Origin of the sequence: Aeromonas sp. SCS5 (genome assembly GCF_001887375.1) — a bacterium.
GTDB lineage: Bacteria > Pseudomonadota > Gammaproteobacteria > Enterobacterales > Aeromonadaceae > Aeromonas > Aeromonas jandaei.
On the sequence record NZ_LFCS01000002.1, the window covers coordinates 102,556 to 124,756 of the forward strand.

Annotated in this window: 17 protein-coding genes; 8 read left to right on the plus strand and 9 right to left on the minus strand. The window is 59.2% G+C overall.

Annotated features, from left to right (window positions below; translation table 11 throughout):
- The first annotated feature begins 2 nt into the window (after window positions 1–2).
- The 4 genes from BS300_RS02075 (at window position 3) to BS300_RS02090 (ending at window position 4,453) form a co-directional block, all read left to right on the plus strand.
- The gene (locus tag BS300_RS02075; protein WP_071910472.1) at window positions 3–629 is read left to right on the plus strand and encodes a 3'-5' exonuclease; all 627 of its coding nucleotides are present in this window, start codon (window positions 3–5) and stop codon (window positions 627–629) included.
- A 107-nt stretch (window positions 630–736) separates the two neighbouring features.
- Window positions 737–1,048 (plus strand): DUF485 domain-containing protein, encoded by a 312-nt coding sequence (locus BS300_RS02080; protein WP_041207535.1) that lies wholly within the window; start codon window positions 737–739, stop codon window positions 1,046–1,048.
- On the plus strand, window positions 1,045–2,697 hold the full coding sequence (locus tag BS300_RS02085) for a cation acetate symporter (RefSeq protein WP_071910473.1): 1,653 nt from the start codon (window positions 1,045–1,047) through the stop codon (window positions 2,695–2,697). The genes BS300_RS02080 and BS300_RS02085 overlap by 4 nt, the downstream gene beginning before the upstream one ends.
- A gap of 163 nt (window positions 2,698–2,860) precedes the next feature.
- On the plus strand, window positions 2,861–4,453 hold the full coding sequence (locus BS300_RS02090; protein ID WP_041207533.1) for an ABC-F family ATPase: 1,593 nt from the start codon (window positions 2,861–2,863) through the stop codon (window positions 4,451–4,453).
- A gap of 214 nt (window positions 4,454–4,667) precedes the next feature.
- Here the strand turns inward: BS300_RS02090 and ppiD are convergent, their stop codons facing one another.
- The 6 genes from ppiD to tig form a co-directional block, all read right to left on the minus strand.
- Window positions 4,668–6,581, minus strand: coding sequence for a peptidylprolyl isomerase (gene ppiD, locus BS300_RS02095; RefSeq protein ID WP_071910475.1), 1,914 nt, complete (start codon window positions 6,579–6,581; stop codon window positions 4,668–4,670).
- A gap of 151 nt (window positions 6,582–6,732) precedes the next feature.
- Window positions 6,733–7,005, minus strand: coding sequence for a nucleoid-associated protein HU-beta (gene hupB, locus BS300_RS02100; RefSeq protein ID WP_005315375.1), 273 nt, complete (start codon window positions 7,003–7,005; stop codon window positions 6,733–6,735).
- A 240-nt stretch (window positions 7,006–7,245) separates the two neighbouring features.
- A complete protein-coding gene (gene lon / locus BS300_RS02105) occupies window positions 7,246–9,600 on the minus strand; it encodes an endopeptidase La (protein ID WP_041207531.1) in 2,355 nt (784 codons plus the stop codon).
- A 141-nt stretch (window positions 9,601–9,741) separates the two neighbouring features.
- Window positions 9,742–11,016, minus strand: coding sequence for an ATP-dependent protease ATP-binding subunit ClpX (gene clpX / locus BS300_RS02110; protein WP_033113123.1), 1,275 nt, complete (start codon window positions 11,014–11,016; stop codon window positions 9,742–9,744).
- Between the two features lie 70 nt (window positions 11,017–11,086).
- On the minus strand, window positions 11,087–11,710 hold the full coding sequence (clpP, locus tag BS300_RS02115; RefSeq protein ID WP_033113124.1) for an ATP-dependent Clp endopeptidase proteolytic subunit ClpP: 624 nt from the start codon (window positions 11,708–11,710) through the stop codon (window positions 11,087–11,089).
- An 86-nt stretch (window positions 11,711–11,796) separates the two neighbouring features.
- Window positions 11,797–13,107: a trigger factor gene (gene tig, locus BS300_RS02120; RefSeq protein WP_041207530.1), complete on the minus strand. Its 1,311-nt coding sequence runs from the start codon at window positions 13,105–13,107 to the stop codon at window positions 11,797–11,799.
- 457 nt (window positions 13,108–13,564) lie between these two features.
- Here tig and BS300_RS02125 point away from each other — a divergent pair, with 457 nt between their 5' ends.
- Together BS300_RS02125 and yfbR are read left to right on the plus strand one after the other, a co-directional pair.
- A complete protein-coding gene (locus BS300_RS02125) occupies window positions 13,565–13,999 on the plus strand; it encodes a YccF domain-containing protein (protein WP_042032366.1) in 435 nt (144 codons plus the stop codon).
- A 95-nt stretch (window positions 14,000–14,094) separates the two neighbouring features.
- A complete protein-coding gene (gene yfbR, locus BS300_RS02130; RefSeq protein ID WP_071910477.1) occupies window positions 14,095–14,685 on the plus strand; it encodes a 5'-deoxynucleotidase in 591 nt (196 codons plus the stop codon).
- Between the two features lie 99 nt (window positions 14,686–14,784).
- Here yfbR and lolE read toward each other — a convergent pair whose 3' ends face one another.
- Genes lolE through BS300_RS02145 form a run of 3 tightly spaced genes read right to left on the minus strand, consistent with a single transcriptional unit; the run spans window position 14,785 to window position 18,015 of the window.
- Window positions 14,785–16,026 carry a lipoprotein-releasing ABC transporter permease subunit LolE gene (lolE, locus tag BS300_RS02135; protein ID WP_071910480.1) on the minus strand — a complete coding sequence of 414 codons (1,242 nt, stop codon included), beginning with the start codon at window positions 16,024–16,026 and terminating at the stop codon, window positions 14,785–14,787.
- Window positions 16,026–16,724 (minus strand): lipoprotein-releasing ABC transporter ATP-binding protein LolD, encoded by a 699-nt coding sequence (gene lolD / locus BS300_RS02140; RefSeq protein ID WP_033113129.1) that lies wholly within the window; start codon window positions 16,722–16,724, stop codon window positions 16,026–16,028. Before lolD ends, lolE begins: the two co-directional genes overlap by 1 nt.
- Window positions 16,725–16,779: 55 nt before the next feature.
- Window positions 16,780–18,015, minus strand: a complete 1,236-nt coding sequence (locus BS300_RS02145; protein WP_071910482.1) for a lipoprotein-releasing ABC transporter permease subunit — start codon at window positions 18,013–18,015, stop codon at window positions 16,780–16,782.
- Window positions 18,016–18,091: 76 nt separating this feature from the next.
- Here BS300_RS02145 and BS300_RS02150 point away from each other — a divergent pair, with 76 nt between their 5' ends.
- Window positions 18,092–18,670 carry a PilZ domain-containing protein gene (locus BS300_RS02150; protein ID WP_033113131.1) on the plus strand — a complete coding sequence of 193 codons (579 nt, stop codon included), beginning with the start codon at window positions 18,092–18,094 and terminating at the stop codon, window positions 18,668–18,670.
- 18 nt (window positions 18,671–18,688) lie between these two features.
- Window positions 18,689–22,153: a transcription-repair coupling factor gene (gene mfd / locus BS300_RS02155; RefSeq protein WP_071910485.1), complete on the plus strand. Its 3,465-nt coding sequence runs from the start codon at window positions 18,689–18,691 to the stop codon at window positions 22,151–22,153.
- Window positions 22,154–22,201: the final 48 nt, after the last annotated feature.

Genomic DNA, 22,201 nt, shown 5'->3' on the forward strand with positions numbered 1-22,201 from the left:
CCATGTTGAGCCATCTTCGCCGCATCTGGTATGGCCGGGATTTCCGGCAAGGGGAGTTCTCCAGGCTATTCCTGCCCACTCCCGATGATGAGCTGGTCGCCCTCGATTTCGAGACCACCAACCTTGATCCCGAGCAAGCCGAGATCGTCTCTATCGGTGCGGTGCGCATCCAGGGCAATCGGCTGCTGACCGGCGAGGCCCTCACCATCAAGGTGCAAGCGCCCGCCACACTGAGCGAGCAGTCGGTGGTGATCCACGGTCTGCGCCATCAGGACCTGCAACAGGGTATGACGCTGGAAGCCGCGCTGCGCCTGCTGCTCGACTTTATAGGCCCGCGCGAACTGGTGGGTTATCACATCGCCTATGACCTGCGTATTCTCAACCTGGCTTGCCGTAAATTGTGGGGGTTGACCTTGCCACAACGAGGCATAGAGGTGAGCCAGCTCTATCACGATCACCTCTATCGTCGCTATCCGGATGCCGTTATCGATCTTCATCTGGAGGCGATCTGCCGCCATCTGGCGCTGCCTGCCCTGCCCGCTCACGATGCACTGGCCGACTCCACCACGGCAGCACTTGTCTATCTCTGCCTGACCCGAGGCTCGCCGCTGACTTATCCCAAAGTCTAATTGTCGAAAAATAACATTTAATTCACATTTCACTTACATGAGCAGGTTGCCTGCTCGTCGGGGTTACCCCATCCACCGCTGACACTCATATGTCATGGAGAACTGCAATGGAACAGCAAAGCTATCTGAGGATCCAGCAAGATCCCACCTTCCAGGAGCTGGTCGCCAAGCGCCAGCGTTTTGCCTGGGCCCTCTCGGCTCTGATGCTGGGACTCTACCTGGCGTTTATTCTGCTCATCGCCTTTGATCCCGGTTGGCTCGGTACCCCGCTCAGCGAGGGGTCGACCATTACCCGAGGCATCCCGGTCGGAGTGGGGCTGATCCTCTCCTCTTTCGTGCTGACCGGCGTCTATGTGTTTCGTGCCAACGGCGAGTTTGACGAGCTGAACCAGAAGATCCTCAAGGGAGTGAAAAAATGAAAGGCAAACTCTTGTTGTTGGCCTCACTGGCCTCTTCACCCCTGCTGGCCGCCGATGCGATAAGTGGCGAGGTACACCGCCAGCCCCTCAATATCTCGGCCATTCTGATGTTTGTGGTCTTCGTAGCCGCCACCCTGTTCATCACCTACTGGGCCTCCAAGCGCAACCGCTCGGCCTCTGACTACTATGCAGCGGGTGGCCGCATCACCGGCTTCCAGAATGGCCTGGCCATCGCCGGTGACTACATGTCCGCCGCCTCCTTCCTCGGGATCTCGGCGCTGGTCTACACCTCTGGCTATGATGGCCTCATCTACTCCATCGGCTTTCTGGTGGGCTGGCCCATCATTCTGTTCCTGATCGCGGAGCGGCTGCGCAACCTCGGCAAATATACCTTCGCCGATGTTGCCTCCTACCGCCTCAAGCAGACCGAGGTGCGCACCCTCTCCGCCTGCGGCTCGCTGGTGGTGGTCGCCCTCTACCTCATCGCCCAGATGGTCGGTGCCGGCAAGCTGATCGAACTGCTGTTCGGCCTGCAATACCATGTGGCCGTGGTACTGGTCGGTATCCTGATGGTGCTCTACGTGCTGTTTGGCGGCATGCTGGCCACCACCTGGGTGCAGATCATCAAGGCGGTGATGCTGCTCTCCGGTGCCAGTTTCATGGCCATCATGGTGATGAAATCGGTCAACTTCGACATCGGCACCCTCTTTAGCGAAGCGGTGAAGGTACACGAGAAAGGGATCGCCATCATGAGCCCGGGTGGTCTGGTCGCTGACCCCATCTCCGCCATCTCGCTCGGTCTGGCACTGATGTTCGGCACCGCCGGCCTGCCTCACATCCTGATGCGTTTCTTCACCGTGAGCGACGCCAAGGAAGCGCGCAAGAGCGTCTTCTTCGCCACCGGCTTTATCGGTTACTTCTACATTCTCACCTTTATCATCGGCTTTGGCGCCATCCTGCTGGTCAGCACCAACCCGGCCTTCAAGGATGCCACCGGCGCCCTGCTGGGCGGCACCAACATGGCTGCGATCCATCTGGCCAATGCCGTGGGTGGCAGCCTGTTCCTCGGCTTCATCTCCGCCGTGGCGTTTGCCACCATCCTGGCTGTGGTAGCAGGCCTGACCCTAGCCGGTGCCTCTGCGGTCTCCCACGACCTCTACGCCAACGTAATCAAGCATGGCAAGGCCAACGAGGCGGACGAGCTGCGGGTCTCCAAGCTCACTACCGTAGTACTGGGTGTGGTCGCCATCGGCCTTGGCATCCTGTTCGAGAAGCAGAACATCGCCTTCATGGTGGGTCTGGCCTTCTCCATCGCTGCCAGCTGCAACTTCCCGGTGCTGTTCCTCTCCATGTTCTGGTCACGCCTGACCACCCGCGGCGCCGTCTACGGCGGCTGGCTGGGGCTGGCGAGCGCAGTCACCCTGATGGTGCTGGGCCCGACCGTGTGGGTGAAGGTGCTGGGTCATGCCCAGGCCATCTTCCCCTACGAGTACCCGGCGCTCTTCTCCATGGGGCTGGCGTTTGTCGGGATCTGGTTCTTCTCCATCACCGACAGCTCCCAGAGCGCGGCTGACGAGCATGCCAAGTTCCTGCCACAGTTCGTCCGCTCCCAGACCGGGCTGGGCGCCTCCGGTGCCACTTCCCACTAACGGGTAGCCATCACGCAAAAGCCGGCTTCATGCCGGCTTTTTTATTACCCGTCAACCGGCTACGCACCCAACTTGCCCCGATCAAGATCACAGTTCTTGCTAAACCTTTTGGGGGATCTGTGCCATAATGCGCGCCATTTGACAGATCAACCGGGACATTCCAGTGCTTTCGAGTAACAACATCACCATGCAGTTCGGCGCCAAGCCGCTGTTTGAGAACATCAACGTCAAGTTTGGCGGCGGCAACCGCTATGGCCTTATCGGCGCCAACGGCTGTGGCAAGTCCACCTTCATGAAGATCCTCGGTGGTGATCTGGAGCCCACTGGCGGTAATGTGAGCCTGGACGTCAACGAGCGCATCGGTAAGCTGCGTCAGGATCAGTTCGCCTACGAAGAGATGCGCGTACTGGACGTGGTCATGATGGGCCACACCGAGCTGTGGGCAGCCATCGCCGAGCGCGATGCCATCTACGCCAACCTCGAAGCCACCGACGAAGACTATATGAAGGCCGCCGAGCTGGAAGGTCTAGTCGCCGAATATGACGGCTACACCGCCGAAGCGCGCGCAGGCGAGCTACTGCTGGGTGTCGGCATTCCGCTCGAGCAGCACAACGGTCCGATGAGCGAAGTGGCGCCGGGCTGGAAACTGCGGGTGCTGCTGGCACAGGCGCTGTTCTCCAACCCTGACATCCTGTTGCTGGACGAACCGACCAACAACCTGGACATCAACACCATTCGCTGGCTGGAGCAGGTGCTCAACGATCGTGAAAGCACCATGATCATCATCTCTCACGACCGTCACTTCCTGAACTCCGTCTGTACCCACATGGCTGATCTGGACTACGGCGAGCTGCGCGTCTACCCGGGCAACTACGACGACTATATGCTGGCCGCCACCCAGGCGCGCGAGCGTCTGCTGGCCGACAACGCCAAGAAGAAGGCCCAGATCGCCGATCTGCAATCCTTCGTCTCCCGTTTCAGCGCCAACGCCTCCAAGTCCCGTCAGGCGACCTCCCGTCTCAAGCAGATCGACAAGATCAAGATTGAGGACGTCAAGGTCTCCAGCCGCCAGAACCCCTTCATCCGCTTCGAGCAGGACAAAAAGCTCTATCGCAACATCCTGGAAGTGGAAGGTGTATCCAAGGGTTATGGCGACGGTCCCCTGTTCAAGGGCCTCAACATGATGATGGAAGTGGGCGAGAAGGTCGCCATTCTGGGTACCAACGGTATCGGTAAATCCACTCTGATCAAAACCCTTGTCGGCGCACTGGCTCCGGACACCGGCACCATCAAGTGGTCCGAGAACGCCCAGATCGGTTACTACGCCCAGGATCACGCCGAAGACTTCGACACCGACCTCAACGTGTTCGACTGGATGGCCCAGTGGAAACAGGAGAACGAAGACGAGCAGGCTGTACGCTCCATACTGGGCCGTCTGCTCTTCTCTCAGGACGACATCAAGAAGCCGGTCAAGGTGCTCTCCGGTGGTGAACAGGGTCGCATGCTGTTCGGCAAGCTGATGATGCAGCGCCCCAACATCCTGATCATGGATGAACCGACCAACCACCTGGACATGGAATCCATCGAATCCTTGAACATGGCACTGGAGCTCTATCAGGGGACCCTGATCTTCGTCTCCCACGACCGCGAATTCGTCTCCTCTCTGGCGACCCGCATCCTGGAGCTGACCGAAGATGGTATCCGCGACTTCGGCGGTACCTACGAGGATTACCTGCGCACTCAGGGCGTGGTATAACCTCTGCCCTACGCAAGCTCGCAATGAAAAACCGGCACTCAGGTGCCGGTTTTTTTATATCCCATGTTTATGGCGACTGATATGGCTTACGGCTGCGCAGCGATCACAGAGAGCAGGAAGCAGGAAGCAGGAAGCAGGGCTTGATTATTCACCTCACCCACAGATAAAAAAACGGCTCCATAAAGGAGCCGTTTTCACTGGATTGAACTGACGATTACTCGACAGTCGCTTCCACGCTGGTGAAGTACTCGATCTTGGCCGCTTTGCGCAACTCGTCGATCAGAGACTTGTAATCCACCTGTGCTTTGCCCTGACCCAGCTGACCTTGCAGCATGGCAACCATCTTGGAAGGCTCGGCAGGTACGTTCACCTTGTCCAGCGCAACCACGACGCGGTCACCGTTGCTCTCGGCAACCAGTGCCACGCTCGGCTTGCCATCCTTGGGATGGGGCAGCGTGAAGGCTTCGGTCACCAGATTCTGATCCATCTCGCGATCGAAACGTGACACCCCTTTGTGGGTTTGTACCTTCAGACCCAGCGCAGCCAGATCGCCATCGATACTCTTGCCAGCCTTGAGCTTGTCCAGCAGGCCCTGGGCCTTTCCACGAGCCACTTCACCGGCCTTGTCATGCTTGATGGCGGCAATCACCAGCTCTTTCACCTCGGCCAGCGGCTTGACCGCTTTGGGCTTGTGACCGGTGATGTGCAGCACCAGCGCCTTGCCGTCAGCCAGCTCGATCACATCGGAGTTGGTGTTGTCATCACGCAGTTGCTCGGAGAACGCCACGGAGAGAACCTTGGGATCGTTAAGCGGAGCAGGAGCAGAACCCTGACTGAAGTAGTCGGAGGATTGCACCTTCAGACCCATGGCCTCGGCAGTCATGTCCAGCGAGTCCGGGTTTTCGAAGCTGTTGTCAGCCATCTTCTGCTGCTCGGCAAAGAAGCGCTCTTTGGCCTTGTCGCTCTGCAGACGGTTGATGGTCTCTTCCTTCACATCGGCAAACGGCTTGGTCTGAGCTGGCTCAACACCCAGCAGCTTGATGATGTGGAAACCGAACGGGCTCTTGACGACGGCGGAGAGATCGCCCGCCTTGCTCAGAGCAAAGGCCGCTTTCTCGAAGGACGGATCCATCACCCCCTTCTCGAACCAGTCCAGCTCGCCGCCTTTTTTGGCGGAGAAGGTATCAGAGGAGTCGGCCTTGGCCAGCGCGGCAAAATCATCGCCCGCCTTGGCTTTGGCCAACACGGCTTCTGCTTTCTGCTCGGCCGCTTTCTCATCCTTGCCGAACGGGATCAGGATATGGGCAACATGACGACGCTCTGGACGCTGGAACAGGTCCTGATGCTGGTCGTAGTAATCCTGGGCATCCTGTTCGGTGACCTTGATATCCTTGGCGAGGTTGGTCGCATCCAGCAGCAGGTAGTCTACTTTCACCTGCTCGTCATTCATGAAGTGAGCGCCATTGGCCTTGTAGTACTGCTCCAGCTCGTTGTCGGAAACCTGTACGTCAGCCACGTAGTTGGCAGCCGCCAGACGCACCAGACGCAGATCGCGAGTCTGGTTGTAGAGCTTGTCGAGCTGCTCGGCTTCACCCTTGAGGGAGAACTCGGTACCCAGCAGGGCACTCATCAGCTGTTGGCGCACCATGTCCTGGCGCAGGGAGTCGCGGAACATTTCGGGAGTCATGCCGGCACGACGGATCAGCTGCAGGTAGCGATCATTGTTGAACTTGCCGTTCTCTGCAAACTCGGGCATGGCAACGATGGCCTGTTTGATCTGCTCATCGCTGACCCGCAGACCCAGCTCGCGAGCCTTGCTGTCCAGCAGCGCCTGATCGATCAGGCGATCCAGCACACCGCGGCGGAACTGTTTCATGTAATCAGGGTTCGCGGCCAGCTGGCTGAATGCCTCTCCCATCTGGGATTCCATGCGGGCGCGCTCGTTGCGGTAGGCATTCTCCAGTGCGGCTGCACTGATATCTGTGCCGTTGACAGTGGCGGGGGCGGTACGGGCCGGACCATTCAGGTAACTACCAACACCAGCCAAAGCAAAGGAGAGGATGATCAGGCCCAAGATAACCTTGGCTACCTTGCCTTGCGCCCCTTCGCGTAGTTTATCCAACATCATGTTTGTACTTATGCTCCCGAACTCGATGGGCGTAAATAATGAAAAGGCGCACCGATTGCGATGCGCCTTGGTCAATCAGTATGAGAGAGGACTCTCTAACCTGTCTGGTCTGCGACCAAGGACGGTAGCCGACATATCATCGGCGCCCGACTTAGTTGACCGCGTCTTTCAGGGCCTTACCGGCTTTGAAGGCAGGAACTTTACCAGCAGCGATTTCGATGGTCGCGCCAGTTTGCGGGTTACGGCCAGAACGGGCAGCACGCTCGCGTACAGCGAAAGTACCGAAACCAACCAGAGCAACCTGGTCACCCTCTTTCAGAGCTTCACCTACAGCGTCAATGAAGGCATCCAACGCACGGCCGGCAGCAGCCTTGGAGATATCAGCACCGTCTGCAATCTTGTCAATCAGTTGAGATTTATTCACTCTTATATTCCCCTTTTATCGAACACCGCTGCGGCGCTGATTTCCCTGGCCACAACAAGTGGAGGTTTTATAGCAAGCCTCCTGACCAGTTGCAAGTGACAATCTGGCGCAAACCCGCGCCACACAACGCATTGCGACTTATCACGAGAACCCGATCGGTGGTCAAGGCTACTTCCGTTATGGGATGCATGCAAGCCTTAACCACCCCCCGAATGCGCCAAATTTGCGGCGCATCAAAATTTACACGACAGAAACGCGCTCAAACCCTTGCGGATTGTCCTGCAACGCCAGTTCCAGCACCTCGTCTATCCAGCGAACGGGATAGATTTCAAGGTCTTGTTTGACGTTTGCCGGGATCTCCTCGAGGTCACGTTCGTTCTCTTTCGGGATCAGCACACGCTTGATACCACCACGGTGAGCAGCCAGCAGTTTCTCTTTGAGACCACCGATGGGCAGCACTTCACCACGCAAGGTGATTTCACCTGTCATGGCCACATCAGCACGAACCGGATTACCGGTCAAGCTGGAGACCAGCGCAGTACACATGGCGATACCGGCGCTCGGGCCATCTTTCGGGGTTGCCCCTTCCGGTACGTGCACGTGAATGTCACGCTTCTCATAGAAGTCGGCGTTGATGCGCAGCTTCTCGGCACGGGCTCGAACGACGGTCATGGCAGCCTGGATAGACTCCTGCATCACATCACCCAAAGAACCGGTGTAAGTGAGCTTGCCCTTGCCCGGCATGTTGGTGGTCTCGATGGTGAGCAGATCGCCCCCCACCTCGGTCCACGCCAGACCACATACCTGACCAATCTGGTTCTGGTCGGTGGCCTTGCCGTAATCGAAGCGCTGCACCCCGAGGAACTCCTTGAGGTTCTCCTGATTGACCTGAACATGCTTGATGCTCTTGTCCAGCAGAATGCGCTTGACCGCTTTGCGACAGATCTTGGAGATTTCGCGCTCCAGACTCCGTACCCCGGCTTCACGGGTGTAGTAACGGATCACCCCGACCAGCGCCGAATCCTCGATGGTGATCTCGGAGGCTTTCAGGCCGTTGCGCTGGATCTGCTTGGCAACCAGATGCTGCTTGGCAATGTTGAGCTTCTCATCTTCGGTGTAACCGGAGAGACGGATCACTTCCATCCGGTCCAGCAGGGGACCCGGGATGTTCATGGAGTTGGAGGTGGCCACGAACATCACGTCCGACAGGTCATAATCCACTTCCAGGTAGTGATCGTTGAAGCTGTTGTTCTGCTCGGGATCGAGTACCTCCAGCAGAGCGGAAGCAGGATCACCACGCATGTCCGAGCTCATCTTGTCGATTTCGTCGAGCAGGAACAGCGGGTTCTTCACGCCAACTTTCGCCATCTTCTGGATGAGCTTGCCTGGCATGGAACCGATGTAGGTACGACGGTGACCGCGGATCTCCGCTTCATCACGCACCCCACCGAGGGCCATCCGCACATATTTGCGGCCGGTCGCCTTGGCGATGGATTGGCCCAGCGAGGTCTTGCCCACACCGGGAGGGCCAACCAGACAGAGGATCGGGCCCTTGAGCTTATTGACGCGCGCCTGCACCGCCAGATATTCGAGGATGCGATCCTTGACCTTCTCAAGACCATAGTGGTCGGCATCCAGCACCTCTTGCGCCTTGCCCAGGTCTTTCTTGACCTTGGAGCGCGCCTTCCACGGCACCTGTACCATCCAGTCCACATAGCTGCGAACCACGGTAGCCTCGGCAGACATGGGAGACATCATCTTCAGCTTGGCAAGCTCGGCCTGGGCCTTTTCACGGGCATCTTCCGGCATGCCAGCCTCTTCAATCTTGCGATTGAGGGCTTCAAACTCATCCGGGCTATCTTCCAGCTCACCCAGCTCTTTCTGGATGGCCTTCATCTGCTCGTTGAGGTAATACTCGCGCTGGCTCTTTTCCATCTGCTTTTTGACGCGGGTACGGATGCGCTTCTCGACCTGCAGCAGGTCAATTTCCGACTCCATCATCGCCATCAGGAATTCGATGCGCTCGGAGACAGAGACAATCTCCAGCACCTTCTGTTTGTCTTCCAGCTTGAGCGGCATGTGAGCGGCCATGGTATCGGCCAGACGCGCAGCATCGTCGATCGCCGAAATCGAGGTGAGTACCTCGGGCGGGATCTTCTTGTTGAGCTTGATGTAACCTTCAAACTGGCCGATGGCGGAGCGAACCAGAACTTCCTGATCCTTGTCGTCAATGGCCTTGGAGGAGATGTACTGGGCCTCGCAGACAAAGAAGTCCTTGTCGTCGATCATCCGCTCCAGGCGAGCACGCTGCCCACCCTCTACCAGCACCTTGACGGTGCCATCCGGCAGTTTGAGCATCTGCAGAATATTGGCCACTGTCCCGACGGTGAAGATCTCCTCCACGGTCGGCTCATCGGTTGACGCATCCTTCTGGGCCACCAGCAGAACTTTCTTGTCCTGCTCCATGGCCGCTTCCAGACAGCGAATGGATTTTTCCCGCCCCACAAAGAGTGGAATGACCATGTGGGGATAAACCACCACGTCACGAAGAGGCAGGACGGGAATCTCGATGCGTTCTGAACGCTCTAGGTTCATATATGTCCTCTCGGCTTGTTATACCGTTGGCAAAGCGCTTGGCTGAGTATATGGGGGCGCTCCAACGAGATTCAATCGTCTAAACCGCAAAAAGCATGAAAGGGGCAAAAAGCCCCTTCCATTTGATTAAAAATCAGACTGTTACTCTGATGCGGCAGCTTGAGTCTCGGGATTTTCGTAGATCATCAAGGGCGCGGAGTCCCCTTTGATCACGGTCTCGTCGATCACCACCTTGCTGACCCCTTCCAAGGAAGGCAGGTCATACATGGTATCGAGCAGCACGGCTTCCACGATGGAACGCAGACCACGAGCACCGGTTTTACGCTCCATCGCCTTGCGGGCAATGGCGTGCAGCGCATCTTCACGGAACTCCAGCTCAACCCCTTCCAGATCGAACAGCGCGGCATACTGCTTGGTCAGCGCGTTTTTCGGCTCTTGCAGGATCTGGATGAGCGCAGCCTCGTCCAGTTCGGTCAGGGTAGCCACCACCGGCAGACGGCCGATGAACTCGGGGATCAGACCGTACTTGATCAGATCTTCCGGCTCCACCTTGGCGAAGGTTTCGCTCAAGGAGGCCTTGGCATCCTTGGACTTCACCTCGGCGCCAAAACCGATACCGGTTCCCTTGACGGAACGCTGCTCGATCACCTTGTCCAGACCGGCAAAGGCACCACCACAGATGAAGAGGATCTTGGAGGTATCAACCTGCAAGAACTCTTGCTGCGGATGCTTGCGACCACCTTGCGGCGGCACGGAAGCGATGGTCCCTTCAATCAGCTTGAGCAGGGCCTGCTGTACCCCTTCCCCGGAGACATCGCGGGTAATGGAGGGGTTGTCCGACTTGCGGGAGATCTTGTCGATCTCGTCGATGTAGACGATGCCACGCTGGGCCTTCTCCACGTCGTAGTCGCACTTTTGCAGCAGCTTCTGGATGATGTTTTCCACGTCCTCGCCCACATAACCGGCTTCGGTCAGGGTGGTCGCATCGGCCATGGTAAACGGCACATCCAGCAGGCGAGCCAGGGTCTCGGCCAGCAGGGTCTTGCCGCTACCGGTCGGGCCAATCAGCAGAATGTTGGACTTGCCCAGCTCCACACCACTGTTTTCGCCGCTGTTGCGCAGGCGCTTGTAGTGGTTGTAGACGGCAACGGCCAACACCTTCTTGGCGTACTCCTGCCCGATCACATAGTCATCAAGATGAGCGCGGATCTGATGAGGGGTCGGCAGCTCATTACCATCGCGCTTGGGAGAGATCTCGCGGATCTCCTCGCGGATGATGTCGTTGCACAGCTCGACACACTCATCACATATGTAGACGGAAGGGCCAGCGATCAGCTTACGCACTTCATGCTGGCTTTTGCCGCAAAAAGAGCAGTAGAGCAGCTTATCACCCTCACCCTTGCGTTTTTCTGTCATTCAGCAACCTCGTTTTATCAATAGAGGATGGGTCGGCCTGTTGAGTTTACAACAGACCGGGACACCCTGCTCAGCCGCGCTGAGTCAAGACACCGTCGACCAGACCGTAAGCGACTGCCTGCTCGGCAGACATGAAGTTGTCGCGGTCGGTGTCACGTTCGATGGTAGCCATATCCTGACCGGTATGGAAAGCCAAACGCTCGTTCAGGGTATTTTTGATCTTCAGGATCTCCTGGGCGTGGATCTGGATATCAGATGCCTGGCCCTGGAAACCGCCCAGCGGCTGGTGGATCATCACGCGGGCATTGGGCAGGCAGAAACGCTTGCCCTTGGCACCGCCAGCCAGCAGGAAGGCGCCCATGGAACAGGCCTGCCCCATGCAGACGGTGCTCACGTCCGGCTTGATGAACTGCATGGTGTCATAGATGGACATGCCGGCAGTCACGGAGCCGCCCGGAGAGTTGATGTAGATGTAGATGTCCTTGTCCGGGTTCTCGGACTCGAGGAACAGCAACTGGGCAACCACCAGATTGGCCATGTGATCTTCAACCTGACCGGTCAGGAAGATCACCCGCTCTTTCAGCAGACGGGAGTAAATATCGTAGGAACGCTCACCCTTGGCAGTCTGTTCGACCACGATGGGGACCAGCGCATTGCTGGGAGAATCGGTCACATCGTTATAGTTCTTGTACATAAGGCATTGTCCCTAAAATAAAATGGCCCGAGTGGAGATCACACGAGCCATTATACTTAACAGTCTTGACCTTAAGTCAAATGTTCTTAGGCAGCGGCGCCAGACTTGTTGATCACTTCGTCAAAGGCAACTTCTTTTTCGGTCACTTGCGCTTTGGAGAGGATCAGGTCGATAGCTTGATCTTCGATGGCCAGGTTACGAACGCCGTTCAGCATCTGTTCGTTCTTCTGGTAGTACTCGATCACTTCTTTCGGATCTTCGTACGCAGTGGCCATGGATTCGATGATGCTGGTCACGCGAGCATCGTCAGCCTTGATTTCGTTGGTGCGGATCACGTCACCCAGCAGCAGACCTACGCGTACACGACGCTCGGCCTGAGCCTGGAACAGCTCAGCCGGCAGCTCCGGAGCGTTGCCGCCCTGGAAACCACCGAAGCGCTGCAGAGCCTGCTGGCGCAGAGCGTCGATCTCTTGCGCAACGGCAGCTTTCGGCAGATCGATTTGGTTGGCTTCAACCAGACCGTTCAGAACCTGCTCTTTCACGCTGTTTTTCAGGGCTTGAGCCAGTTCGCGCTCCATGTTCTTGCGCACTTCGGCTTTCAGCTCTTCAACGGAACCGCTCTCGATGCCGAAACGCTTGACGAACTCTTCGGTCAGCTCGGGCAGGATCTGCTCTTCAACCTTGTTCAGCTTGGAAGCGAACTTGGCCGCTTTGCCTTTCAGGTTTTCAGCGTGGTAGTCAGCCGGGAAGGTCACTTCGATGGTGAACTCGTCGCCAGCTTTCTTGCCCAGGATGGCATCTTCGAAGCCAGGGATCATGCGGCCGGCACCCAGTACCAGGTTGAAGCCTTCAGCCTTGCCACCTTCGAACTCTTCACCGTCGATGGAACCGACGAAGTCCATGGTCACACGCATGCCGTTGGCAGCAGCTACGTCAGCTTCAGCCCAGGTAGCGTGCTGCTTGCGCAGGGTGTCGATCATGTTGGCCAGATCTTCGTCCTTCACGGTAGCAACCGGCTTCTCAACCTTGATGCTCTCCAGACCGGCAACTTCGAACTCCGGGTACACTTCGAAAGTGGCGGTGAATTCGAAATCTTCGCCTTCTTTGATCTCTTTCGGATCCATGGTCGGCGCGCCAGCCGGGCTCAGTTTGTTTTCGATGATGGCTTTGATGAAGTTGTTCTGCATCATTTCATCGGCAACACGGGCGTGAGCCATGGCACCAAACATCTTCTTGATGATGGCAACCGGAGCCTTGCCAGGACGGAAACCGTCGATGCGACGGGTTTTGGCCAGGCCGTTCAATTCTTTGCGCACAGCGGCGTCTACGGTAGCAGCCGGTACAGTGATGGTAAGACGGCGTTCCAGACCCTGGGTTGTCTCTACAGAAACTTGCATTCTTCTACCTCGTTCAACTCAGCACTGTGTGCTGACCCTTTATTGCCTCCGGGCAAAGCCGGAGTCTTCCTGTTTATAAAGACAACAATATGTCTTTGTGATGAGAAAATATGACGCGGCATTATAGCGGCGCACTCTGGTCGAGTCGAGCCACACAACCCCCACATTGGGCGCCGCAGAGGCACAATTCGTGCAAAAGTGCTCTTTATATGGGGAGTTGCAGCCCGAACTTCAACTGGCATTGCGCGATATTTTTGCGCTTGCTCACCTTTTTCTGCGCAAATTTGCCTGAAACGCCGATCTATTGGTCAATATCCGGCAACTGAATACCCGCTGCCCATAGGTGGTATCACGACCCAGGTTGACCGGCCCGATGCATCCGGGCCAATCAATCGTTGCGTCCCCTGCCCTCCCTCGTTATGGTGGCAACCAACTTGATAAGTCTGGAGTATCCCACATGGCCTTTTTCCGCTTCTTGTTCAATCTGCTCTGGTTTGTACTGGGAGGTGTCTTTATGGGCCTGGCCTGGTGGCTGGCCGGTCTGCTCTGCTTTATCTCGCTGGTCGGCATCCCCTGGGGGCGCGCCTGCTTCGTCATTGGCACCTTCACCTTCTTCCCTTTCGGCAAGCAGGCGGTCAGTCGCAAGGCGATGACGGGTCAAGGTGATATCGGCACCGGCACACTCGGGCTGATTGGCAACATCATCTGGTTCGTGCTGATCGGGATCTGGCTGGCCATCGGCCACATTGCCTCGGCGCTGGCCTGCTTCATCACCATCGTCGGCATTCCATTTGGTATCCAGCACCTCAAGCTGGCCATCATCAGTCTGGCCCCCATCGGCCAGATGATCGTGACCAATCAGGAAGCCGAATCAGGCCGCTATATCCGCTGAGCGGGTTAAAAATCGGATGGCAGGCGGTGCCTGTATTGCAAAAAAAGGGCAGACTAGGGTCTGCCCTTTTTCATTGCATCCATTCGAGGCACTCCATGCTCCCCAGCCACTTTTTTGCCAATCTCGCCCGCATGAAGCTCATCTACCGCTGGCCACTGATGCGCAACATCCAACCGGAGAACATCGCCGAGCACAGCCTGCAGGTCGCCATGGTGGCCCATGCTCTGGCCATCATCAAAAACCGGCTCTTTGGCGGCACTGTGAATGCCGACCGCGCAGCAGTGATGGCGCTCTACCACGACAGCAGCGAGGTGCTGACCGGCGATCTGCCCACCCCGGTCAAGTACTTCAATCCCGAGATTGCCCGCGAATACAAGAAGATTGAGCTGGCCGCCGAGCAGCGTCTGCTTGGCATGCTGCCAGCGGAACTGGTGGAGGACTTTCGCCCACTGCTCGATTCGGCGATGCAGGATGAGGAGCTGGCAAGGCTGGTGAAAGACGCCGACACCCTCTGCGCTTATACCAAGTGTCTGGAGGAGATCAACGCTGGCAACCGGGAGTTTGAACCGGCTCGCAAACGCCTCGAGGCGATGTTGGCAGCGCGGATGAGCGAGGAGATGCGCTACTTTATCGACACCTTCGTTGCGAGCTTTTCCCTGCCGCTCGATGAGTTGAACGCCCACTAAGTCCGCTCACTACATTGACACACAGACATAAAACAGGAGAGCCCGCCGGTTTAACACCGGCGGGCTCTTCGTTTTGATTAGCGGATCAGATGCTGTGCATCAGTGACCCAGCTCGCGAGACGGCACCAGACCGCTCGCCCGCCAGGCGGGATAGAGGGTCGCAACCAGACTCATCAGGATGGCCGCCCCCGTCACGATAAGCAGATCCTGCATATGCAACTCGGTCGGCAAGAAGTCGATAAAGTAGATATCCGGATTGAGAAAGCGGTGGCCAATGAGCTTCTCGATAACACCCAGGATCTGGGTCAGCTTGCTGGAGAGCAGGCCCCCCAGCAGCGCACCGAGCAGGGCACCGGCTACACCGTTGACCATCCCCTGAATGACGAAAGTAAGCCGGATCTGGCCAGGACTCGCCCCCATGGTCTTGAGGATGGCGATCTCGCTGCGTTTCTCGTTCACCGCCATCACCAGGGTGGAGACGATATTGAAGCAGGCCACGGCCACCACCATCAGCATCACCACATACATGACGGTACGCACCATCTGGATGTCCTGATAGAGGTAACCCTGGCTGTTCATCCAGCTGCGGATATAGACGTGATGAGGGAAGCGCTGGGCCGCCGCGACCGTGATGGGCTGCGCCTTGAGCACATCGCTCACCCGCAGGCTGAAGCCCTCCACATCGCTGCCCATACCGGTGATCGCTTGCGCATCGGTCAGGTGCATGAAACCGAGCAGGCCATCGAGCTGGCCGCCGATCTCCAGCAACCCGACCACAGTCAGGGTTTCCCGGCGGGGATTCTTGATCCCCGTCTGATCGCCCCCTTGCGGCAACAACAGAGCAAGGGTGTCGCCAACCTTCACCCCCAGCTTGTCGGCGATGGTCTTGCCGAGGATCACCCCCCGCTCGCCGGGCTGCAGCTCACGCAGGCCACGGCCCGTCATGTATTTGCCGGCATCGGAGAGATTGGCTTCCAGATCGGGCAGCACGGCACGCAGCTGAACCCCCTTGAGGGCGGAGCCGTGCTCCAGCAAGCCGTTGAGACGAATGACGGGGGCGGCAGCTTCCACCCCGGGCTGCGCCAGCAGGTAGTCGCGCAGACGGGGCCAATCCGGCAGCGGCCGCTCGACAGCATCCAGCTCCCCTTGCGGCACCACGGAGAGCACCCGGTCTTTCAGTTCACGCTCGAAGCCGTTCATGGCGGAGAGGCCCAAAATCAGCGCCATCACCCCGAGGGCGATACCGATCAGGGAAGAGGCGGAGATAAAGGCGATAAACCCGTTGCGACGACGGGAGCGGCTATAGCGCAGGCCCAGAAAGAGGGGCAGCGGTTTGAACATCAGGCAACCTCCGCCATCACGCCGCTCACCAGCGTGACCCGACGATGGAGCTTGGCCGCCAGACTCAGATCATGGGTGACCACCACAAACGCAGTGCCCAGCTCACGGTTGAGCTCGCACAGCAGCTCGTAGACGGCGGTAGCGCTGGCGTGATCCAGATTACCGGTCGGCTCGTCCGCCAGCACCAGGCTCGGTTCGTTGACCAGCGCACGGGCAATCGCCACCCGCTGGCGCTCACCACCGGAGAGCTCGGACGGTCTGTGGTTGAGACGGTGGGAGAGCCCTACCCGCCCCAGCATCCGGGTCGCCTTCTCGGTAGCGACCGCTACCGATTCACCGGCGATCAGCAGCGGCATGGCCGCATTTTCCAGCGCACTGAACTCGGAGAGCAGGTGGTGGAACTGATAGACGAAACCCAGCTCCTGATTGCGAAAACGGGCCTGGGTACGGCTATCCCAGTGGTGAATATCCTCCCCCTTGAACAGCACGGCGCCGCTGGAGGGGTTATCGAGTGCCCCCATCAGGTGCAGCAGGGTGGTCTTGCCGGAGCCAGAGCTCCCCACTACCGCCAGCATCTCGCCCGGTGCGACGCTCAAATCGATCCCCTTGAGTACCTGGGTCTCCAGCTCGCCCTCTTTGTAGACATGGTTGAGGGCCTGGCAACGCAGCAGAGGCTCACGGGATACGGCTTCATTCATAAAGGGGGCTCCACTTGCTCCAGTAATTGCACCAGAGGTAACAACAGAAGATGAATTATTCATAACGCAGCGCCTCCGCCGGCTTCACGCGCGCCGCGCGGGCTGCTGGATAAAGGGTGGCGCTGAAGCTGAGCAGCACGGCGCCCAGCAAAATGGTGACGACCTGGGCTGGTTCGACGATAACCGGCAAGCCGCTTCCGCCCGCAGCCATATAGAGGTTGAGCCCCACCGCATTGAGCAGCGGGTTGAGACCCAGGGTCAGGCCAAGCCCCGCCAGCGCACCAAACAGGGAGCCAATCACCCCGCTGGAGGCTCCAAGCACCATGAAGATTTTGACAATCCCCGACTCGCTCATGCCCATGGTGCGCAGGATGGCCACTTCACCCTCCTTGTCAGTCACCACCATCACCAGCGCTGAGAGGATATTGAAGGTCGCAACGGCGATGATCAGCACCAGCATCAGCCCCATCATCCGTTTCTCCATGGCGACAGCCTGGAACAGCTCACCCCGCTCACGGCGCCAATCCTGCCACAGCAGGCCGTCGGGCAGCGGGGTTTTGATCACCTGATCAGCGGCAAACGGGTCATCGAGCCAGAGGCGAATGCCACCGACGGTTTCTGTCGGCAGACGCAGCAGACGCTGGGCATCCCCCAGCGCAATGAACGCAATCTGGTTGTCCACATCGGCACCGACCCCGAAGATACCGGAGACCGTAAAGAGGCGCTGGGCCGGCACCCGGCCAAAGGGGGTAAAGCGGGAGCCTTCAGTCAAGATCAGACGAACCTGATCGCCGATGGTGACATTGAGGCGGCGCGCCACCCCCTGCCCCAGCACGATGCGGTAGTGACCGGCCTGCAAGGTATCGAGGCGCCCCCCCAGCATCTGGGAGTGCAGGATGTCATCCTTGGGCCAGAGGGCGGGATCGATCCCCTGCACGCTGACGCCGGTGAGCTGGCCGGGGCTTTGCAGCATCCCTTCGCTGTCGAGCATGGGGGCCGTGGCCACCACATGAGGCAGCCTGGCCAGGTCCGGCAGCCCTTGCGGCGCGGCATCAATGCGGCCAGCATCGTTGGTGACCACCACATGGGGGATCACCCCGAGGATGCGCCCCTTGAGCTGGCCTTCGAAACCGTTCATCACCGAAATGACCACCATCAGGGCCGCAACCCCGATAGCAATGCCGAAGGTGGAGAACAGGGAGATAAATGAGACGAAGCGGTTGCTGCGCTTCGAGCCGGCATAACGCAGGCCGATGGCCAGCGAAAGGGGCTGAAAAAGTCCGGTCTTCAAGGATATCTACGTTGCCAACAAAATAAGATACCGGATAATAAAGGGAAACCGTCCATGACAACAAGGGATAGCCTCCATGCAGGAACAGTTCTTCAGCGTTACTCATGCCATGCCGGTCAATGTGATCCCCATGCCGGCAGACTTCCATCTCCCTTCGCTCACGGAGCTGGACGCTGAGCTGCCGGAGCCTTTTCGCATCTCCTCGGCCATCACCTCCATCGACATGGTGACCAGCCGGCTGCTGCGGAATCAGAACGAATCGATGCACGATCTGGTCGAGATCGTCAATCAGCAGTCGCGCAAGATCGACATGATCATGGGCTATGTGCTCTCCATGCAGGATCACCCCGAGCAGCGCTTCCACACCCTGCGCTTTGGCGCTGGCGAGCTCACCTACCTGCACCCCTATCATGGCCACGGGGATGCGCCGCATCCACACCAGATAGTGCGCCTCAAGATCTTCCTGCGCGAAGAGGCCGCCGCCATCTACTGCTATGGCCAGGTCAGGGAGGTCACCCCGGGCGAGCATGGCACCCATGTGGTGCTCGACTATGTACGGATCCGTGAAGATGACCGTGAACTGCTGGTACGTGCCAGCCTCCATGTGCAATCCAAACAGCTCAAACTGCGTGCCCAAGAGCGCCAACAACGTTAAAAGAATCGAACGATGCCAATGACACTCCCCGCCTTGCCCGCCAAAGCGGGCCAAAAGATCACGCTCGGCCAACTGGTCGGCAGCAGCCTCTCGCTCATCGCCGCTCGCCTCATTACACAAAACAAGGGGCCCGTGCTGCTGCTCACCGCAGATACTCCGAGTGCCTTGCGCCTTGAGCAGGAACTGCAATACCTGCTGGCCGACAAGGGCTGCCCGGTACTGCTGTTTCCGGATTGGGAAACCCTGCCCTACGACACCTTCTCCCCCCATCAGGACATCATCTCCCAGCGGCTCGAGACCCTCTACAAGCTGCCGCAGATGAGCAGTGGCGTACTGATCGTCCCCGTCTCGACCCTGATGCTGCGTTGTGCGCCGCGCGCCTATCTCGACAAATACAGCCTGATGGTGAAAAGCGGCCAGCGCCTCAACCTGCAACAGCTGCGCGGGCGCCTCGCCGAAGCGGGTTACGTGGCGGTGGATCAGGTGCTGGAGCACGGCGAGTTTGCCGCCCGCGGCTCCCTGCTCGATCTCTTCCCCATGGGCAGCAGCAGCCCCTATCGCATCGACTTCTTCGACGATGAAGTGGACTCCATCCGCCCGTTCGATCCGGAAACCCAGCGCTCCAGCGAACCGGTCAAGAGCGTCAGCCTGCTGCCAGCCCGGGAGTTTCCGACCGATGAGGGGGCCATCGAGCTGTTTCGCGGCCACTATCGCGAGCAGTTCGAGATCTCCCGCGCCGAGGGCTCCGTCTATCAGGAGGTGAGCAAGGGGCACTGGCCTGCCGGCATCGAGTATTATCTGCCGCTCTTCTTCGACCAGACGGCCTGCCTGTTTGACTACCTGCCGGCAGAGACCCTGCTGCTCACCGTGGGGGATATCTACCCCGCCGCCCAGCGCTTCTGGAACGACATCGAGCAACGCTACGAGGACAGGCGCTGGGACAACACCCGTCCCCTGCTCCCCCCGGCCCAGCTCTACCTGCCGGTGGAGCAGCTGTTTGCCGCCCTTGGCCACTACGGCGCCGTCAGGTTGCAGGAGGGGCCGACTGCGGGAGATGCGGGGCAACACGATATGCCGGCCAGCACGCTGCCGGACCTGCAACTCGACCACAGCAAGGAGCAGCCGCTGCTGGCGCTCAACCAGTTCCTGCAAGGCTTTGCCGGGCGCACCCTGTTTGCGGTGGAGTCCGAGGGTCGGCGTGAAGTGCTGGGCGAGCTGCTGGCGCGCATCGCCCTGCAACCCAAGGAGTTCCCCTCCCTCGACGCCTTTATGGCGAGCCAGGATCGCCACGGCCTGCTGGTTGCCCCTCTTGAGCGCGGTTTCCTGTGGCAAGAGGCCGGAGCTGATGCCAGTAATCAGCCACTGGCCCTGATCACCGAGACCGAGCTGCTGGGTGGCAAGGTACGCAGCAAGCGGGCACGGGAGAAGAGCAAAAACTTAAGCTCCGATGCGGTGATCAGAAACCTCGGCGAGCTGACCCAGGGCCAGCCGGTGGTGCACCTCGATCACGGAGTCGGCCGCTATCTGGGGCTCGAAACCATCGACGCCGGTGGCCTGCCCACCGAGTTTTTGACTCTCGAATATGCTGGCGGCGACAAGCTGTTCGTGCCGGTTACCAGTTTGCACCTTATCAGCCGCTACACCGGCTCTGACAACCCGCCCAGCCACAAGCTCGGCGGCGAGGCCTGGAGCAAGGCGCGGCGCAAGGCGGCGGAAAAAGTACGCGACGTGGCGGCCGAGCTGCTCGATGTCTACGCCCACCGCGCCGCTCGCGCCGGCTTTGCCTTCAAACACGACCGCGAAGCCTATCGCCAGTTTGCCGCCGGCTTCCCGTTCGAGGAGACCGAGGATCAGCTCAACGCCATCAATGCGGTGCTGGGGGACATGTGTCAGGCCAAGAGCATGGACCGACTGGTGTGCGGCGACGTGGGCTTCGGCAAGACCGAAGTGGCGATGCGGGCGGCGTTTGTGGCCGTTCATGGCGGCAAACAGGTTGCCGTGCTGGTGCCCACCACCCTGCTCGCCCAGCAGCACTACGACAACTTCCGCGACCGCTTCGCCAACTGGCCGGTACGGGTCGAGGTGCTGAGCCGCTTCCGCTCCGCCAAGGAGCAAAACAGCGTCATGCAGGAGCTGGCCGAGGGCAAGGTGGATATCATCATCGGTACCCACAAGCTGCTCGGCTCCGAGCTCACCTTCAAGGATCTGGGGCTGCTCATCGTCGATGAGGAGCACAGATTCGGGGTGCGCCAGAAGGAGAAGATCAAGGCGCTGCGGGCCGATGTGGACATCCTCACCCTCACCGCCACCCCCATTCCGCGTACCCTCAACATGGCGATGTCGGGCATGCGGGATCTCTCCATCATCGCCACCCCGCCCGCCAAGCGGCTCGCCATCAAGACCTTTGTCCGCCAGCACGAACCGGCGGTGGTGCGCGAGGCGGTGCTGCGGGAATTGAAGCGCGGCGGGCAGGTCTACTACCTGCACAACGACGTGGAGAGTATCGAGAAGTGCGCGGCAGACCTTGCCGAACTGGTACCGGAGGCGCGCATCGGCATCGCCCACGGCCAGATGCGCGAGCGTGAGCTTGAGCGAGTGATGTCGGACTTCTACCACCAGCGCTTCAACCTGCTGGTCTGCACCACCATCATCGAGACCGGTATCGATGTACCGAGCGCCAACACCATCATCATGGATCGGGCTGATCATCTCGGTCTGGCCCAGCTGCACCAGCTGCGGGGCCGGGTTGGCCGCTCCCACCATCAGGCCTATGCCTACCTGCTCACCCCCCATCCCAAGCTGATGACCAAGGATGCGGCCAAGCGGCTGGAGGCGATCGCCTCCCTCGAAGATCTCGGCGCCGGCTTTGCGCTGGCCACCCACGATCTGGAGATCCGTGGCGCAGGCGAGCTGCTCGGCGACGATCAGAGCGGTCAGATCGAATCGGTGGGTTTCACCCTCTACATGGAGATGCTGGAGCAGGCGGTCGAGGCGCTGAAATCGGGCAAGGAGCCATCTCTCGAGCAACTGATGAGCCAGCACACCGAGGTGGAGCTACGCCTGCCAGCGCTCTTGCCGGACGACTACATCCCGGACGTCAACATGCGCCTCTCCATGTACAAGCGGATCGCAAGCGCGGCGGACGAACAGGAGCTGCGCGAACTCAAAGTGGAGCTGATCGATCGCTTCGGCCTGTTGCCGGAGGCGACCAAAACCCTGCTGGAGTTGGCGGCCTTCCGTCAGCGCGCTACCGCCCTTGGCATTCGCCGGGTGGAGATGAGCGAGCGCGGTGGCTATCTCGACTTCACCCAGGAGACCAAGGTCAACCCGACCTATCTGGTCAAGCTGCTCTCCGAGCAGCCGCGCATCTACAAGATGGACGGGCCGACCCGGCTGCGCTTCCAGGTGCCGACTCAGGACAGAGCCATGCGCCTCAAGCTGGTGGATGGCTTGCTGGCGGATCTGGCCAGTCACAGCCAGTAACGGCTGCGAACGCCAAAACGAAACGGGAGCCTGTGCGGCTCCCGTTTT

Bases quoted from the DNA above. Each gene is read 5' to 3' on its own strand.
- BS300_RS02075 (WP_071910472.1), top strand. From the start codon at position 3: ATGTTGAGCCATCTTCGCCGCATCTGGTATGGCCGGGATTTCCGGCAA.
- BS300_RS02080 (WP_041207535.1), top strand. From the start codon at position 737: ATGGAACAGCAAAGCTATCTGAGGATCCAGCAAGATCCCACCTTCCAG.
- BS300_RS02085 (WP_071910473.1), top strand. From the start codon at position 1,045: ATGAAAGGCAAACTCTTGTTGTTGGCCTCACTGGCCTCTTCACCCCTG.
- ppiD (WP_071910475.1), bottom strand. From the start codon at position 6,581: ATGATGTTGGATAAACTACGCGAAGGGGCGCAAGGCAAGGTAGCCAAG.
- lon (WP_041207531.1), bottom strand. From the start codon at position 9,600: ATGAACCTAGAGCGTTCAGAACGCATCGAGATTCCCGTCCTGCCTCTT.
- clpX (WP_033113123.1), bottom strand. From the start codon at position 11,016: ATGACAGAAAAACGCAAGGGTGAGGGTGATAAGCTGCTCTACTGCTCT.
- clpP (WP_033113124.1), bottom strand. From the start codon at position 11,710: ATGTACAAGAACTATAACGATGTGACCGATTCTCCCAGCAATGCGCTG.
- tig (WP_041207530.1), bottom strand. From the start codon at position 13,107: ATGCAAGTTTCTGTAGAGACAACCCAGGGTCTGGAACGCCGTCTTACC.
- BS300_RS02125 (WP_042032366.1), top strand. From the start codon at position 13,565: ATGGCCTTTTTCCGCTTCTTGTTCAATCTGCTCTGGTTTGTACTGGGA.
- yfbR (WP_071910477.1), top strand. From the start codon at position 14,095: ATGCTCCCCAGCCACTTTTTTGCCAATCTCGCCCGCATGAAGCTCATC.
- lolE (WP_071910480.1), bottom strand. From the start codon at position 16,026: ATGTTCAAACCGCTGCCCCTCTTTCTGGGCCTGCGCTATAGCCGCTCC.
- lolD (WP_033113129.1), bottom strand. From the start codon at position 16,724: ATGAATGAAGCCGTATCCCGTGAGCCTCTGCTGCGTTGCCAGGCCCTC.
- BS300_RS02150 (WP_033113131.1), top strand. From the start codon at position 18,092: ATGCAGGAACAGTTCTTCAGCGTTACTCATGCCATGCCGGTCAATGTG.
- mfd (WP_071910485.1), top strand. From the start codon at position 18,689: ATGACACTCCCCGCCTTGCCCGCCAAAGCGGGCCAAAAGATCACGCTC.